This is a genomic window from Streptomyces virginiae (assembly GCF_000720455.1).
Taxonomy (GTDB): domain Bacteria; phylum Actinomycetota; class Actinomycetes; order Streptomycetales; family Streptomycetaceae; genus Streptomyces; species Streptomyces virginiae.
Genome location: NZ_JOAK01000003.1, coordinates 494,938 through 511,016 on the forward strand (window position 1 = coordinate 494,938; position 16,079 = coordinate 511,016).

The 16,079-nt window shown below is 73.6% G+C and carries 15 protein-coding genes and 1 pseudogene; 11 read left to right on the plus strand and 5 right to left on the minus strand.

Features of this window, described 5'->3' with window-relative positions:
• Positions 1-69 precede the first annotated feature (69 nt).
• From IG86_RS0107625 to IG86_RS0107650, 6 genes are all read left to right on the plus strand, one after another.
• On the plus strand, positions 70-1,746 hold the full coding sequence (locus tag IG86_RS0107625) for an ABC transporter substrate-binding protein (protein WP_078905829.1): 1,677 nt from the start codon (positions 70-72) through the stop codon (positions 1,744-1,746).
• Positions 1,743-2,711, plus strand: a complete 969-nt coding sequence (locus IG86_RS0107630; protein WP_030817935.1) for an ABC transporter permease — start codon at positions 1,743-1,745, stop codon at positions 2,709-2,711. The genes IG86_RS0107625 and IG86_RS0107630 overlap by 4 nt, the downstream gene beginning before the upstream one ends.
• Entirely contained in the window at positions 2,708-3,586 is an 879-nt protein-coding gene (locus tag IG86_RS0107635; RefSeq protein WP_030817933.1) for an ABC transporter permease, read from the plus strand. The genes IG86_RS0107630 and IG86_RS0107635 overlap by 4 nt, the downstream gene beginning before the upstream one ends.
• Positions 3,586-4,605: an ABC transporter ATP-binding protein gene (locus tag IG86_RS0107640; RefSeq protein WP_045936804.1), complete on the plus strand. Its 1,020-nt coding sequence runs from the start codon at positions 3,586-3,588 to the stop codon at positions 4,603-4,605. Before IG86_RS0107635 ends, IG86_RS0107640 begins: the two co-directional genes overlap by 1 nt.
• Positions 4,602-5,450, plus strand: a complete 849-nt coding sequence (locus IG86_RS0107645) for an ABC transporter ATP-binding protein (protein WP_030895733.1) — start codon at positions 4,602-4,604, stop codon at positions 5,448-5,450. Before IG86_RS0107640 ends, IG86_RS0107645 begins: the two co-directional genes overlap by 4 nt.
• 174 nt (positions 5,451-5,624) lie before the next feature.
• Positions 5,625-6,410 carry a class I SAM-dependent methyltransferase gene (locus tag IG86_RS0107650; protein ID WP_030817924.1) on the plus strand — a complete coding sequence of 262 codons (786 nt, stop codon included), beginning with the start codon at positions 5,625-5,627 and terminating at the stop codon, positions 6,408-6,410.
• Between the two features lie 24 nt (positions 6,411-6,434).
• On the opposite strand, the gene IG86_RS0107655 is transcribed toward IG86_RS0107650, so the two are convergent.
• Both IG86_RS0107655 and IG86_RS0107660 read right to left on the minus strand, forming a co-directional pair.
• Entirely contained in the window at positions 6,435-7,424 is a 990-nt protein-coding gene (locus tag IG86_RS0107655; RefSeq protein WP_030895736.1) for an NAD-dependent epimerase/dehydratase family protein, read from the minus strand.
• Between the two features lie 78 nt (positions 7,425-7,502).
• Positions 7,503-8,009: a GNAT family N-acetyltransferase gene (locus IG86_RS0107660; RefSeq protein ID WP_030817917.1), complete on the minus strand. Its 507-nt coding sequence runs from the start codon at positions 8,007-8,009 to the stop codon at positions 7,503-7,505.
• 159 nt (positions 8,010-8,168) lie between these two features.
• Here IG86_RS0107660 and IG86_RS0107665 point away from each other — a divergent pair, with 159 nt between their 5' ends.
• The 4 genes from IG86_RS0107665 (at position 8,169) to IG86_RS0107680 (ending at position 12,830) form a co-directional block, all read left to right on the plus strand.
• Complete coding sequence (locus IG86_RS0107665; RefSeq protein ID WP_234349128.1) at positions 8,169-9,629, plus strand: L,D-transpeptidase; 1,461 nt, start codon at positions 8,169-8,171, stop codon at positions 9,627-9,629.
• Between the two features lie 46 nt (positions 9,630-9,675).
• Entirely contained in the window at positions 9,676-10,374 is a 699-nt protein-coding gene (locus IG86_RS0107670) for an HAD-IA family hydrolase (RefSeq protein WP_030895741.1), read from the plus strand.
• Between the two features lie 148 nt (positions 10,375-10,522).
• Positions 10,523-11,317: a 3-hydroxybutyrate dehydrogenase gene (locus tag IG86_RS0107675; RefSeq protein WP_030817909.1), complete on the plus strand. Its 795-nt coding sequence runs from the start codon at positions 10,523-10,525 to the stop codon at positions 11,315-11,317.
• A 178-nt stretch (positions 11,318-11,495) separates the two neighbouring features.
• Entirely contained in the window at positions 11,496-12,830 is a 1,335-nt protein-coding gene (locus IG86_RS0107680; RefSeq protein ID WP_167751137.1) for a serine hydrolase domain-containing protein, read from the plus strand.
• 1 nt (position 12,831) lies between these two features.
• Here IG86_RS0107680 and IG86_RS40920 read toward each other — a convergent pair.
• The 3 genes and pseudogenes from IG86_RS40920 to IG86_RS0107700 form a co-directional block, all read right to left on the minus strand.
• A pseudogene (locus IG86_RS40920) lies at positions 12,832-13,098 on the minus strand (SpoIIE family protein phosphatase); the annotation flags it as partial.
• A 97-nt stretch (positions 13,099-13,195) separates the two neighbouring features.
• On the minus strand, positions 13,196-13,375 hold the full coding sequence (locus IG86_RS0107690) for a VOC family protein (RefSeq protein WP_037941994.1): 180 nt from the start codon (positions 13,373-13,375) through the stop codon (positions 13,196-13,198).
• A gap of 275 nt (positions 13,376-13,650) precedes the next feature.
• A complete protein-coding gene (locus IG86_RS0107700; RefSeq protein WP_030895751.1) occupies positions 13,651-14,382 on the minus strand; it encodes a DUF2470 domain-containing protein in 732 nt (243 codons plus the stop codon).
• Positions 14,383-14,626: 244 nt separating this feature from the next.
• On the opposite strand from IG86_RS0107700, the gene IG86_RS39750 reads away from it, so the two are divergent.
• On the plus strand, positions 14,627-15,484 hold the full coding sequence (locus IG86_RS39750) for a 2OG-Fe(II) oxygenase (RefSeq protein ID WP_078905831.1): 858 nt from the start codon (positions 14,627-14,629) through the stop codon (positions 15,482-15,484).
• Positions 15,485-16,079 lie beyond the last annotated feature (595 nt).

Sequence of the window (16,079 nt, forward strand, 5' to 3'; positions counted from 1 at the left end):
CCGGCGACCGGACCGCCCCCGGTCGCGCACCACCCACCCCACCACGCTCACCCCTCAGGGAGCCAGACGATGTCACCAGCCACATCGCTCACCCCGCCGCGCCGCCGCGGCGCGATGCGCAACGCCGCGGCGGCCGCCCTCGCCGCGGCCGCGCTGCTCGTCGCCACCGCCTGCAGCGGCACCGGCACCACCGGCCAGGGCAAGGGAGCCGCCACCGCCTTCCAGCTCACCGACAGGACCCCCGCCCCCGCCGGCGACGTGGACTCCTTCACCTGGTCGATCTACGCGGAACCGACCACCGTCGACTACGCCCACGCCTACGACTTCCCGCCCAACCAGATCCTCGCCAACGTCTGCGAGAGCCTGCTGCGCTGGAACCCCGACCTGACGACCTCCCCGAACCTCGCCACCTCGTACACCAACCCCACCCCCACCACCTGGGTCTACCAGATCCGCCCCGGCGTCCGCTTCCACGACGGGACGACCCTCACCGCCGACGACGTCGTGGCCTCCCTGCGCCGCCACCTCGACCCGAAGACGGCAAGCGTCTGGGCCAACCCCTTCCGCAACGTCAAAACGGTCGACCGCACCGGCCCGTTGGAGGTCACCGTCACCCTCACGCAGCCCGACTCCACCTTCAACAAGTACCTCGCCGCCGGCCCCGGCACCGTGGAGTCCGCCGCCACCCTCGCCAAGTCCGGCAACGACTACGGCAATCCGCAGACCGGCGTGAACTGCACCGGCCCCTTCTCCTTCGGCTCGTGGACCTCCGGACAGTCCCTCACCGTCAAGCGCTTCGACGACTACTGGAACCCCGCGCTCAAGGCCCGGGCCGGCCAGGTGAAGTTCGTCTTCCTCCCGGACGCCACCACCCGCGTCAACGCCTTCCAGAGCGGCGAGGTCGACGGCGGCTGGATGGTCCCGCCGGACGCCTACGCCCAACTGCGCGACACCGGGGCCGGAACGCTCTACTTCGGCCGCAACACCACCGTCGCCGACGAGGTGGTCAGCAACCTCAAGGGTCCGCTCGGCGACGCCCGGGTGCGCCAGGCCCTCCTCATGGCCATCGACCGCGAGGGCATCCTCAAGGCCGGCGTCGGAGGCGTGGGGGAGGTCGCCCACTCGCTCGTCACCGACAACCTCTGGAGCGACGCGCCCGCCGCGACCCGAGAGGCGATCCAGCGGGACCTTCCCCGCTACCCCTACGACCCGGCCAGGGCCAGGGCGCTCGCGGCCGAGGCCGGAGTGAACGGCCAGAAGATCGTGATCGCGACCAGCCCGCTGGACTCCCAGACGACCATCATCACCCAGGCCGTCGCCCAGGCCGCCACGGCCATCGGCCTGAAGCCGCAGATCGACTCCGTCTCCGCCGAGAAGTACTCGACGCTCTTCACCGACCCGGCCGCCCGCGAAGGCATCGACCTCTTCCTCACCTTCTGGAACACCTCCATCACCGACCCCCTGGACATGTACGGGGTCCTGCGGACCGACGCGTTCAGCAACTACGGCGGCTGGTCCGACCCCGCCTTCGACGCGGCCGTCGACCGCGCCGTCGCGAGCCACGACCCGGTCGAGCACACCGGCGCCAACGCCGAGGCCCAGCGCATCGCCCTGCGCGAACTGCCCTGGCTGCCCCTCTACACCCAGCCCGTGAGCGTCTTCCTCGGCAAGCGGATCACCGGAGTCCAGCCTTCCATCGCCTACCTGTACCACCCGTGGGCCGCCGAGATCGGAGCCGGCGGATGACGGCCGTCGCGGCACGGGCCGCACGCGTACTGCGCAGACTGGCCGCCATGGCGGCGACCCTGCTCGTCACCTCCTTCCTCGTCTTCTCCTCGCTGTTCCTGGCACCGGGCGACCCGGCCTCCTTCCTGGTGAAGGGGCGCAGCGCCGGCCCGGCGGAACTCGCCGAGATCCGCCGCCAGTACGGCTTCGACGAGCCGTTCCTCGTCCGGTACTGGCACTGGCTGGAGGGCGTCCTGCACGGCGACCTCGGCCGCTCCCACCTCCTGCACCAGGACGTCGCCTCGGTCATCTGGTCGCGGCTGCCCGCGTCCCTGCTGCTGATCGGCGTCTCGGCCCTGATGATCGCCGTGGTGGGCATCGGCTCCGGCGTCGTCGGCGCGCTGCGCCGCGGATCGCGCACCGACCGCTCCCTGATGCTGTTGGTGACGGTGGGCGCCGCCGCCCCCGCCTTCGTCGCGGCCCTCCTGCTCCGATCGGTACTGGGCGTGCAACTGGGCTGGTTCCCGACCATCGGCAACGGCACCGGCCTCCTCGACCGGCTCCACCACGTCGTCCTCCCGGCCGCCGCCCTGTCCGTGACCTTCGTGGCGCTGGTGACCCGGGTGACCCGCTCCGCGATGCTCGACGAACTGCGGCGCGAGCACGTCGAGGTCGCCCTGAGCCGCGGCACACCCCGCCGGACCGTCATCCGGCGCCACGTCCTGCGCAACGCGCTGGGACCGATCGTGACGGTCTCCGCCCTCCTGGTGTCCGGCATGCTCGTCAGCACCGCGATCGTCGAGACCGCCTTCGGGATGTCCGGAGTGGGCTCGCTCCTCGTGCAGTCGGTGGACCAGCTGGACTTCCAGGTCGTCCAGGCGATCGTGCTGCTGGTCGTCGCCGCCTTCGTGGTGGTCAACGCCCTCGTGGACCTGGTGCACCCGCTGATCGATCCGCGCACGGCGGCAGCGGGGAGCGCACGATGAGCGCACACCCCGCACACCCCGCACTGGCGGCCGGGGCCCGCCGTCCCCTGGCCCGCCTGCGCGTCCTCGGCGGCGGCCGCCTCCGGCGGGCCTGCCTGGCACTCCTGACCCTGTTCGTCCTGGTGGCACTGCTGGCGCCGTGGCTCACCCCGCACGACCCGACGTTCGGCAAGCTCGGCGACACCCTCCTGGGCCCGGGCGCCGACCACTGGCTGGGCACCGACCAGGGCGGCCGCGACACCCTCTCGGCGCTGATCGCCGGCACCCGCACCAGCCTCGCCGGACCCCTCGGCGTCGTGGTCTTCTCCACCCTCCTGGGCACGGCCGTCGGCCTGTTCACCGCCTGGCGCGGCGGATGGATCGACGCCATGGCCGGCCGGGCCCTCGACATCGTGTTCGCCTTCCCCGCGCTGCTCCTCGCGATCCTCGCGGTGGCCCTCTTCGGCAAGGGCATGACCGCGCCCGTCATCGCCATGGCCATCGCCTACACGCCGTACACCGCACGACTCGTGCGCGGCCTGGCGGTACAGGAGAAGGCCCGGCCCTACATCGCCGCCTACCGGGTCCAGGGACACTCCGCCCCGTTCATCACGGTCCGCAGGATGCTCCCCAACATCGCCCCGACCCTGCTCGCCCAGTCGACGGTGAACTTCGGATACGCCCTGCTCGACCTCGCCGCCCTCTCCTTCCTCGGGCTCGGCGTCCAGCCGCCGACCCCCGACTGGGGCGCCATGATCAACCAAGGGCAGGCCGCCGTGCTCCAGGGGCAGCCGCTGTCCGCGATCGCCCCGGCCGTCGCGGTCGTCCTGGTGGTCGTCGCCTTCAACGTCGTCGGGGAGAGCCTCGGCGACCGGCTCGCCGGGAGGGACTCCTGATGCCGCTGCTCGAATACGACGCGCTCGGCGTCACCCTGCCCGGCACGGCCCGGCCGATCCTGGACGGCATCGACCTGCACGTCGGCGCCGGCGAGGTCGTCGCCCTCGTCGGCGAGTCCGGCTCCGGCAAGTCGGTCACCGCCCGAGCCGCCCTCGGCCTGTTCCCCGCGGGCGCCGACATCACCGGCCAGGTCCGCGTCGCCGGCACCGGCCTCGTCGGCGCCGACGCCGCGAGCCTGCGCGACGTACGCACCAACAGGGCCGCGATGATCTACCAGGACCCCCGCGCCGCCCTCAACCCCGTACGCCGCGTGGGGGACTTCCTCACCGAGCCGCTGCGGCTGGCCCACGGCTGGTCCAGGAACCGGGCCGCGGCCCGGGCGGCCGAGCTGCTCGCCGCGGTCGGCCTGCCCGACCCCGGCCGGCACCTGAACCAGTACCCGCACGAGCTGTCCGGCGGCATGCTCCAACGCGTGGTGATCGCCGCAGCCCTCACCACCGAACCACGGCTGCTGCTCTGCGACGAACCCACCACAGCCCTCGACGTCAGCACCCAGGCCGAGATCCTCGCCGTCCTGGGCCGCCTCCAGCGCGAGCGCGGCCTCGGCCTCCTCCTGATCACCCACGACATCGAACTCGCGGCCGCCGTCAGCGACCGGATCCACGTCATGTACGCGGGCCGCATCGTCGAAGCGGCACCCGTCGCGGATCTCTTCGCCGCACCCCGCCACCCGTACACCGCCGGCCTGCTCGGCTCCTCTCCGCCCCTGCACGGCCCGCTCGCCCGCCTCACCCCCATACCCGGCGCCCCCATGGGCCTCCTGGAGTCCGCCCCCGGCTGCGCCTTCGCACCCCGCTGCCACTTCGCCGAGCCGGGACGCTGCGACCAGTCCCCGCCCCCGCCGGAGCGGCACGGCCCCGCCGAGGTCGCCTGCCACCGCACCGCCGAACTGACCGCGCCGGCGGCGAACGCACCGGCGCCCGCGGCCTTCCACGCGTCCGGCAAGGAGGACAGTTGACCACCGACCCCACCCCCGCACTGCTCCAGGTCAGCGGCCTGCGCAAGACCTACCGCACGGGAGGCGCCGAGGTCGTCGCGGTCGACGACCTCTCCTTCACCCTGCGGCCCGGCGCCGCCCTCGGCATCGTCGGCGAATCCGGGTCCGGCAAGACCACCACCGCCCGGATGCTCATCGGTCTGGAACGCCCCGACGCCGGCCGGATCCTCGTACAGGGCGAGCCGTTGGCCGACTTCGTACGCGGGAGGGCGGCGCGGCTGGCCCGGGCCAAGGCCGTCCAGATCGTCTTCCAGGACCCCTACCTCTCCCTGGACGCCCGGATGGGCATCGGCGCGACGATCGACGGCGCACTGAGGCTGCACGGCCTCCGCGACCCGGCCGCCCGGGCGGCTCGGGTTCGGGAGCTGCTGGCCCAAGTGGGCCTGGGCGACCGGGAGGCGGCCGCCCTGCCCCGCCACCTCTCCGGCGGGCAGCGCCAGCGCGCCGCCATCGCCCGGGCGCTCGCGGTCGAACCCGCCGTCCTGGTGCTCGACGAGGCGGTGTCCGCCCTCGACGTGTCCGTGCAGGCACAGGTCCTCAACCTGCTGTCGGACATCCGGCGCGACACCGGCATCGGGCTGGTCTTCGTCAGCCACGACCTGGCGGTGGTCCGCTACGTCTGCGACGAGGCGCTGGTCCTGTACCGGGGGCGGACTCTGGAGCACCGCCCCGTCGCCGAGCTCCTCGCGGCGCCCCGGGACCCCTACACCCGGCTGCTGCTGGCGTCCGTACCCCGTCCGGGCTGGGACCCCGACTCGATCAGCTCGCGCCGGCGGAGCCTGGACCCGAAGGGCCTCCCGGCGTAGGAGTCCCGCGCGGGGCAAACGACGAACGAACACCAAGGAAACACCGGATGACGGGAGAAAGGCGTCCCGGGGGCGCCGCGCAGACATCCGTTCGGGGGATTCGGGGCGCCAGTCGCCGCCGAATCCGCTTCCGTGCTCCACGATCGGCGGGTGCACCACCGGAGGGAGGACCCCATGAGCACCCCGTTCGCGTCCGCCGCCCCCTACTACGCCCGCTACCGGCCCCCGTACCCGCGGGAGTTCCACACCCTGCTCGCGGACCGCTTCGCGCTCGACGGCTCCCAGACCGTCCTGGACCTCGGCGCCGGCCCCGGCACGCTCAGCCTGCCCCTGGCCCCCCTGGCCGACCACGTGTACGCCGTCGACCCGGAGCCGGCGATGCTCGCCGAGGGGGCCCGGCTGGCCGAGGAGCGCGGCCTCACGAACATCTCGTGGCTGCGCGGCGACGACACCGCCGTCACCCGGCTGTGCCTGCCCCGGATCGACCTGTGCGTCATCGGCAGGGCCTTCCACCGGATGGACCGCGGGCGGGTGCCGGCCGACCTGGACGAGGTGCTCGCGCCACGGGGCGGCGTCGCCGTCGTCACCTCCCTGCACCGGCCGGGTGATCCGCGGCCGGCCTGGCTGACCGTCGTCGAGGAGGTGCGCGACCGATTCCTCGGGCCCGGGGCGCGTCCGGCGGACGAGGGGGCCGACTGGGACGATCTGGTCGAGCGCCTCGCGAAGTCACCGCTCTCCCGCGTCGAGACCCACCGGTGGGACCAGCCCGTCCGCCACACCGTGGACGAGGTGATCGGCCTGCAGCTCTCCCTCCCCGCCACCAGCCCGGCCGTGCTGGGCGAGCGCATGACCGCCTTCGCGGCGCAACTGCGCCGGGCCCTGCTCGACCACGACTCCCGGGGCACCTACGACCGGACCCTGCGGATCGGGGCCGCCGTCGCGACGAGGCCGCGACGCTGACCGCACCCGGCCGCGCCGGGGACCTCAGCCGCCGAGCGCGGTGAGCAGTTCGCGTTCGCGCGCGGTGCTCAGGCCGGCCCGGCGGGAGCGGTCCACGCCCTCGGCGCGCTCCCACTCCAGCAGGTCCGCCAGCAGCTCCGTACGCGGCCGGTGCCGCAGCCCGGCCGCACGCGCCGCGGCTCCGCTGCGGGCGCAGAAGCCCTCCCAGCCCGGCTCCGGCATCCACATGGCCATCGACTCCGGGCCCATGAACGGCCCGACCCCCTGGTCCAGGACCCACTTCGGGTCCGCCGCCGCGACCTCCCCGGTGTGGCCCGCCACGCGTCGCGACAGCTCGACCCACTCGTCGAACGGCACGACGGGCCCCACGGCGTCGAAGGTCCCGGACGTGCCCTCCCGCGCGAGGTCCAGCAGCCAGCCCGCGAGATCCCGTACGTCCACCACCTGCGTCGGCAGGCCGGGGGAGTGCGGTACGAGCATGGGCTGGTCCACCGTGCGGGCGGCGCGGGCCACCCAGTACCCCGAGCGCCCGGAGTGGTCTCCGGGGCCGCCGATCAGGCCGGCCCGCGCGATCGCGAGACGGTCCCCGACGGCCGCGCGCACGGCCGCCTCACAGGCGACCTTGGCCTGCCCGTACTCCTCCCGCCCCACGTACTGCTGCTCCGTGGGCGCCAGGAGCGCCGCCGACTCGTCGGCGCCGGCCGTGCCGTGATCGGCGTAGGCGCTCACCGACGAGACGTACGTCCAGTGCCGGGTCCGCTCCGCCAGCGCCACGAGCGCGTCGCGGACGAACGCCGGCTGCCACGACACCTCCACCACCGCGTCCCAGTCGCGGTCGAGGAGCCCGGCGTAGGCGTCCGCGTCCCTTCGGTCCGCCGCCACCAGCCTTGCACCGGGGGCGACTTCGCCACTCTCACCGCGCGCCAGGCACGTCACCGCGTGCCCGAGCTCCACCGCCTGCCGGGTGATCTCACGGCCCAGCCACGCGGTTCCGCCCAGTATCAGAAGATCCATCAGCCCACCTCAGCACACCGCCGACGCGAACGGGACCCCGGTTCGCGGTCGGCGAAGGGAAGGGCATCCGCTCCGGCCTCAGAGGTCCCGCCGCATGCACACGCGCGGCCACCGGTCCAGGCCGTGTGCCGCCTCGCGCGCGCGGATCTCCCGCAGGCCGGGAGTGAGCGCGTCCTCGCCGAGGCGGCGGAAGCCGCAACGGGCGTAGTACGGGGCGTTCCACGGCACCTCCGTGAAAGTGGTGAGCGTCAGCGCGGGCGCGCCCTCACGTACGGCGACCTGCGCCAGGTGCTCCAGCAGGGACCGGCCGACGCCCCGGCGGGCGTGGTCCGGGTGCACGGACACCTGCTCCACGTGGAGGCTGCCCTCGACGCGCTCGGCGATCAGGTAGGCGACCGGGGCGTCGGCGCCGTCCACCGCCACCCAGGCGAGCCCGGCCTCCCGGTAGGGGGCGAGCTCGTCGAGCGTCAGCGGCTCGTCGTCGGCGATCTCCGGCATGCCGATGTCCCGGAAGCAGCGCCCGGCCGCCCTCTCGATGTCCTGGAGGACCGTCAGTTCGTCGGGGTGTACCGCGCGTACAGGCATGGCGGCATTGTCCGCCGCGAAGCCGTCCGGGGCACGCGGGTTTTTCCGCGGCCCGGCCGCCGCGCTCTGTGCTCCGTCCGAGTTCACTTCGGGTGCCCGTTCGGCCCCAGCGCCGAGCGCATGATCATCATGTTGGCGATCCATCGGTTTGATACGGCTATGCCACGAATGCGACGGACACGACCGACCAAGGCGTGGGGCGCCCTGGCCGCGGTGACGGGGGCCATGCTGGTCGTCGCCGCAGCACCGGGCCGGGCGCCCGACGAGACCTCCGCGGACGCGAAATCCGCGGGGCCGCCGCGGGAAGCGGCGCTCACCCTGCTGGTGGGCCGAGTGCTGGAAGGGGCCCACGGCGCCGGCGAAGGCCGGTGCGCGGCCCGGGTGTTCCGGCCCGGGCTGTGCAGCGGCTGGCAGGAGCAGCGGGTACGGGCCACCACGGGCGGGGTGGGATCCGTACTGAAGGAGCCGGCCCTCGCCGACGCCGCCCGCGCCGCCCGCGACGCCCGGGCGCAGGTACTGGCCACCGACTCCGGCGGGCCCCTCGAAATCACCCTCACCGAACCGGGCCGCATCACGGACGTGACCGTCCGCGACGGGCGCGGCCGCCACCTGGCCGGGGCGCTCGGACCGCACGGCGACCGCTGGCTGAACACCGAGTCGCTGCGCGCGGGGGAGACGTACACCGTGCAGGTCGGCGCGCAGGACGCGGCCGGCAGCCCGGTCGGCGTGACCATGGCGTTCCGGACCGCGCCGCCCGCGGACGGGGGCAGGCTGACCGTCGAGTTCGGGCCGGGCCCCGGCACGTACGGAGCCGGCGAGATCGTGACGGCCGCCCTCAGCAGGCCCGTTCCGGCCGACGACCCCGTGGCACGGGCCCGGCTGGAGCAGGCGCTGGAGGTCACCTCGGAGCCGCAGGTCGAGGGCGCCTGGCACTGGGTCGACGATTCGACCCTGCACTTCCGGCCCCGTACGTACTGGCCCGCGCACACGGTGGTGCGCGTCCGCAGCGGACTCGACGGCGTCGAGGTCGGGGACCACGCCTACGGAGGCCCCTCCGAGGACCTGGAGTTCACCATCGGGGACCGGATCGAGGCCGTCACCGACTCCGCTACCCACCGCATGACCGTACGCCGCAACGGACGCGTCATCCGGACGATCCCGGTCACCACCGGCAAGGAGGGCTTCAGGACCCGCAGCGGCATCAAGGTGGTACTGCGCAAGGAGCCCAAGGTCCGCATGCGCGGCGACACCGTCGGCATCCAGCGCGGCACCAAGGAGTTCTACGACCTGCCCGTCTCCTACGCGACACGGGTCACCTGGAGCGGCGAGTACATCCACGCCGCGCCCTGGTCGGTCGAGTCGCAGGGCGAGGAGAACGTCAGCCACGGCTGCACGGGCATGAGCACCGAGAACGCCGCCTGGTTCTTCGAGACGGTCCGCGAGGGGGACATCGTGGAGGTGGTCAACAGCGGCGGCGCGAAGATGGCCCCCTTCGACAACGGCTTCGGCGACTGGAACGTGGACTGGCGGAGCTGGCTGGCCGGCAGCGCCCTGGCCGACGTGGACACGGCCCCGCAGGGCTCACCGCTCACCCCGTCCCGCCTGCACCCCACCACCTGAGCCGGGCGGCCGGCACCCGGCACCCGGCCTGACTTACGATCACCCCATGATCAGAGGAGTGATGTTCGACTTCTCCGGGACGCTGCTGCGCATCGAGTCGACCGAGGACTGGCTCGGCGCCGGCCTGGCCGCGACCGGGACCCGGCTGTCCGACGAGGAGTTCCGCGCGACCGCGGGAAGGCTGACGGAGTACGGCGCCCTGCCGGGCGGATCCGCGCCCCGGCGGATGCCCGCGCACCTCGAATCCCTGTGGGGCGAACGGGACGTGAGCGCCGATCGGCACCGGGCCGCCTACGGCGGCCTGGCGCTGGCGGCCGGCCTGCCGGAGCCCGTGCCGGAGCTGGCCCAGGCGCTCTACGACCGCCACATGAGCCCCGCCGCCTGGCGCCCCTACCCGGACACCGGCCCGACGCTGCGGGAACTGCGGCGTCGGGGCGTCCCGGTGGCCGTCGTCAGCAACATCGGATGGGACCTGCGGCCGGTCTTCCGCACGCACGGCCTGGACGAGCTGGTCGACGCCTACGTGCTCTCCTACGAACTGGGCGTCCAGAAGCCCGATCCGCTGATCTTCCGCACCGCCTGCGAACGCCTCGGCCTGCCGCCCGCCGAGGTGCTGATGGTCGGGGACGACCGCACCGCGGACGGCGGCGCCGCGGCGCTCGGCTGCCCGGTGCACTTCGTCGACCACCTGCCGGCCGACCGGCGCCCGCACGGCCTCACGCCTCTCCTGGACCTGCTGGGATAGCCCCCGGGGGCGCCGTCGACGTTCCACCGGTCCGGCAGCGGCCCGTCGCAGCGGGACCTACGCCGGTGGCGGCCGACACACCCGGGCGCCGGACTGTGGTGCGCCCGCACATGGGACCGGGCCCCGGGCGTCACCGATGATTCCCGCCATGACGAGCGCGATCCCTCCCGTGTTCCACGGGCCAGCAGCCGCATCAGCCGTCGACCTGGCGGGCCGTACCGCCATGGTGACCGGGGCCGGCAGCGGCATCGGGCGGGCCTGCGCCACCGCGCTCGCCGCGGCCGGGGCCCACGTGCACGTGGTCGACATCGACGCCGCGGCGGCCGGTACCGTCGCGGAGGCGATCGGGGGCCGGGCCCACGTCGTCGACCTGGCGCGGGCCGACCCCGTCGGCGAACTCCCCGCCGACGTCGACATCCTGGTCAACAACGCCGGACTCCAGCACGTCGCACCCCTGGCCGAATTCCCCCCGGACCGCTTCGAACTCATCCAGCGCGTGATGGTCCGCGCCCCCTTCCTCCTGCTCCGCCGGATCCTGCCGCACATGTACACCCGGGGCTGGGGCCGCGTCGTCAACATCTCCAGCGTGCACGGGCTGCGCGCCAGCGCCTTCAAGGCCGGCTACGTGACCGCGAAGCACGCCCTCGAAGGACTGAGCAAGGTCACGGCCGTCGAAGGCGCGCCGCACGGCGTCACCAGCAACTGCGTCAGCCCCGGCTACGTCCGCACACCGCTGGTGGAGCGGCAGATCGAGGCCCAGGCGGCCGCCCACGGCATCGACGCGGACCGGGTCGTCAGCGAGGTGCTGCTCGGCCGCTCCGCCGTCAAACGGCTGATCGAACCGGAGGAGGTGGCCGCCGCCGTCCTCTGGCTCTGCGGCCCCCACACCGGCTACCTCACCGGCGCCTCGATCCCCCTGGACGGCGGCTGGACCGCGGCCTGAGCGGCGTGCGGAAAGCCGTGACGTGACAAATGTAACGGGCAGTCAAGGTGTTCCTCCTTCTGGAGGTTGACGCCTGATTCGTCCTGGCGGGGGAAGTCCCGCCGCGGCCGGTCGCGAAGAATCGAGGTGTACCGGACACCGGCCACCGGCCCCACCGGGCCGCCGACGAGGAGCCGCCATGAAGCACACCCGTCCCGTAGACCGACCCTTACGGCGACTGCGCCGCGCGGCCTCGGCGGCCGCCGTCGCCGCGGCCCTGCTGGCGGGCCTCGCGCCCGCCGCCAGTGCCGCCGGCCCGGGTGCACCGGCAGCCCAGGCGCCGGCCGCAGGCCGCCACCTCGACCGGGCAGCGCTCCGGGCCCGGCTCGACGCCGTCCGGGACGCCGGCGTGTACGGCGTCTTCTCCGCCGCCCGCGACGGCCGCGAGCGCTTCGACGGCGCCTCCGGGACCGCGGACCTCACCACCGGGCGCCCGGTCCGCGCCGACCTCCGCCACCGGGTCGGCAGCGTCACCAAGACGTTCACCGCCGTCGCCGTGCTCCAGCAGAACGCCAAGGGCCGCATCGAGCTGGACCGGCCGGTCGGCGACTACGTGCCCGACCTCCTGCCCGGCGAGCGCGGCCGCAAGGTGACCGTGCGCATGCTCCTCAACCACACCAGCGGCATCGAGGACTACATAGCGGACGCCTTCCCCTCACTCCGGCAGGGCACCACCACGAGCCTGGACGACCACCGCTTCCGCACGATCCGGCCCACCGAGCTGATCGGCTACGGCGTGGCCCGGCCGCAGCGGTTCGAACCCGGCACCGACTGGAGCTACTCCAACACCAACTACATCCTGCTGGGCGAGATCCTGCGCAAGGTGACCGGCCAGGACCCGGAGCGGCTCATCGCCGAGGACGTCATCCGGCGGGCAGGCCTGCGGGACACCTACTTCCCCGGCACCGACCCGTACGTCCGCGGTGCCCACTCCCGCATGTACGAGAGCTTCTACGGGCTCATCGACCCGCCGCGCGACTACAGCGTCTACAACATGACGTGGGGCGGCACCGCGGGAGCCCTCGTCTCCACCCCGCAGGACCTGAACACCTTCTACCGGGCCCTGCTGGCCGGCGACCTGCTGCCGCGCCGCCAGCTGGACCGGATGCGCACGACCTACGACGTCAAGGACGAAACGGGAGCGGTGGTCCTGCGCTACGGCCTCGGCATCTTCTCCGTCGACACGCCCTGCGGCCCGGCCTGGGGCCACGACGGCGGCGTCTGGGGCGCCGGCACCATTGCCCTGTCCAGCCCGGACGGCACCCGGCAGTTCGCCCTCGGACACAACCTGACGAAGTATCAGCGCCTGAACGAGGCGGGCACGGCATTCGACCCGCACCCGGCCGACGCCGCCATGCGCGACTACCGCGACCAGGCCCTGTGCGGCACGACCGCGCCGCAGGCTCCCGCGAAGGGCTCCATCGCGGGCCCGGCAGCCCTGTCCCCGGCCCTTCCGGCGCTCACCGCCCGCTGAATCACGTCGCGCGCGGACGCAGGCGGGCGGCGAGGACGGCGACGTCGTCCTCGGCGTGCTGCGCGTCGAGGCCGGCGCAGACCGCGTCCACCACCTCCGTGACCCCGCAGCCGGCGGGCATGCGGAGCGCGGCCAGCCGGGCCGGCGAGGTGTCGATGTCCTCGCCGCGGCGCCCCACCAGTCCGTCCGTGTACAGCAGGACCGTCCGGTCCGGGGCGAAGGGCAGGGCGACGGCCTCGTACCCGCCGACGCCGGTGCCCAGCGGTGGGCCGACGTCCCGATCCGCTCGACGGCCTCATCCATGGTGCGCAGCCGCGCCTGAAGGCCGTCCCGGTCCGCCACCATGGCCCGGTTTCCCGAACCGGCTAGCCCACCTCGAGCACGGACAGGACGTTCCCGGCCGGGTCCTTGAACCAGGCGATCGGGGGCCCGCCTTCGTCGCGGGAGATCCCCTTCTCGTTCTGCCCGAACTGGTCGTAGCGCTCGAAGGCCACACCGCGCGCGCTGAGGTCGTCGACGGCCAGCGGTTTCTCGGTCGACAGCATCGACGCGGCCAAGGACTTCTACGGCTCGACCCTCGGCCTGCGGGTCTCCGAGGACAACGGGATGCTGTCGCTGCACCTCGGCGGCGGCGCCGACGTGCTGGTGTATCCGAAGGAGAACCACACCCCGGCGACCTTCACCGTGCTCAACTTCCCGGTGCCCGACATCGACCGGGCACGGTCGCTCCCTCCGCCTGTCCCGGTCCCGGCCGCACCCGGCCCTCCACGCTCCATCGTCCCCCCGGGCGCCGCCTCCCGCACGGCCTGGGGGAGAGAGACTAGGGGCGGGCGGGCAGGTGGCGGCGCTTCGGGCAGGCCTGGGCCGCGCCGAGGAGGAGCCGGATCTGTTCGCCGACCTGGGAGGCCTCCCGCACGGGCGCCGGGAAGGGCAGCCGGAGGTCGCGCTGGTTGCGGGCGTACTCGCAGCGCAGGGTGATGCCGTGGCGGTCGAGGGCGAGCGGCAGGACGCGGACGGCGCCGTGCAGGAGCCAGGGGTCGGCGAGGCGGGTCAGGCGGGTCACCGCGTCCTGGTGGGCGTCGGCCAGGTGCGTCAGCAGCGATCCCTCGTCGACGGCCAGGGGATCCGGCTCGGCGAGGACGAGTTCGTCGAGGCCCACGGTCACCGTCGTCTCCGGCGTCGCCAGGGTGGCGCGCGCCGCGTCGAGGCGGAGGTCGACTTCGTCCGCGTCGGTCTCCTGCCCGGACCGGGCGAGCCAGCCGGACAGGGTCACCCGGGCCCGCACCCGGTCGCGTACGGCGACGGGGGCGATGTCGGTGAACTCCACCAGCGCGGCCAGGGCTCCGCGCGGCGCGCACGCCAGGTGCGCCGCCGGCAGGCTGTCGGCCTGCAGGCGCATCCGTACCTGCCCTCTCGCGTTGACGCAGTGCAGGCCGACCAGGTCGTGGCGGAGCCCGTGCGTGGTGACGGTCAGCGAGACGGCGCGGGCCAGCACCGAACGGGTCCGTTCGGCGAGGGTCTGCTCGGCCGCGGGCACGGCGGCAGCACTCATCGGAACCTCCAGTTAGGTAAGGCTCGCCTAACTTAATGGATGGAGGGGTGGCGTGACCAGTACCCGAAACCGGCCGACGTCACGGGTGCGCCGGCGTACGCCGGCAGGCCTGCGTGCGCGACCTCGCGCCGCAGGGCACGGGCGCGCCCGTTCCCGTAGCGCATGACGCCGGGCCGGTGTTCTCCCGTGCGCCCCCCATGTGCCCCTTCGGGGGCTCCCGCCACCGCGCGTACGGTTCCGGGCCATGAGCGGATACGCGATGGAATCGGCCACCCCGGCGGAAATCGGCATCCAGGCCCTGCCTCCCTCCGATCAGTGGTCCACGGCCCCCGTGGTGCCGGCGCCGGTGTGTCGCTTCGAGAACTTCCTCGGCGCCGAACGCGCCGGCTCCCTGCTGTCGTACGCGATCTCCCGGGAGGCCGACTTCAACGCGGGGACGGTCCTCGACCCCCTCTCGGGCCAGGTCTCCCACAAGGGCCGCAGCTCCCTCGTCCTCCCCGTCACCAGCTCCGTGTTCAGCGCGCACCTGGCGGACTGCCTGCCCCTCGTCCGGGAGATCCTCGGCCACCGGGCGGCGCTCACGCAGACCCTGACGGTCCTGACGTCGCACGGCGAAGGGGGCCACTACGGCATCCACACCGACGCCTCCCGGGTCCGCGACGTCGGTACGGCCCTCTCCGCCGTGTACTACCTCCACCGCGAGCCGCGCGGCTTCGGCGGCGGCCAGCTCCGGCTGTACGACACCCTGCTCGCCGACGGCGGCGCCCGGCCGGCGGAGTCCTACCGCACCATCGAGCCCGAGCGCGACACCATCGTCTTCTTCCCGGCCGGCGCCTTCCACGAGGTCGTCCCGTCCACCTGCCCCAGTGGGCACTTCGCCGACCACCGCTTCACCCTCACCACGTGGATCAGTGGCACCGGGCCGGCGGCCGCGGGGCCCGACGACACGTTCCGCATCTGGCCGTGGCTGGCCCACGCGGCCGAACGCACCCGCCCGCTCGCGGACGTGGAACACGACCACGACGGCGCCAGCCCCATCGCCCTTCCCGCGGCGGACCCGGCCACCCGCCTCACCCTCCCCGCGCCCCGCAGGACCCCGTAGGAGGTGTCCCGCCGATCGTGCCGGGCCCGCGGCCCGCGCCCGGCCCCGAATCGGCTCGGCCCCGACCCGGCTCGGCCCCGAATCGGTTCGGATCCGGAGAAGCCTCTCCGGTCCGAGCCGATTCGACGTGCTGTCTATAACAAAGCTTGACCATCCGGTTGGGTATGGAACATCCCTTTTGTCAAAAACCCCGGATGTTCTAATGATCTAGCTGCCAAGAAGCCTGAATTGCTTCTGCTGATTGACCATCAGTACGGGGGGCGGCAAGAAAGACCGTGCGTTCAGGGGAAGTCCGGACATTGGTCCGACGGCTCGGGGGTGCCGTGTTTCGTCATGCCGTTTCGACGGTCCGGGCGGGGCGCGGCTGACGACTGTTGCAGTGCTGCGTCAATTCCCCCTGCCCGTCACGGATTCCGCCTTCGCCGAACGCGCCTGAAAGGGCAACATGGGGAAGCCTGACCGGTGTACGAGTTGATGCTCCGCAGCGCCCGCTGAAGTCCGGGCCGATTCGCGGGCGCCGCCCGGTTGACCGCTGGGCCTTTCGCCCGCGCATTTCTCGACACCGTGGCTGAAATTCACTGGCTCCCGCCCGCCG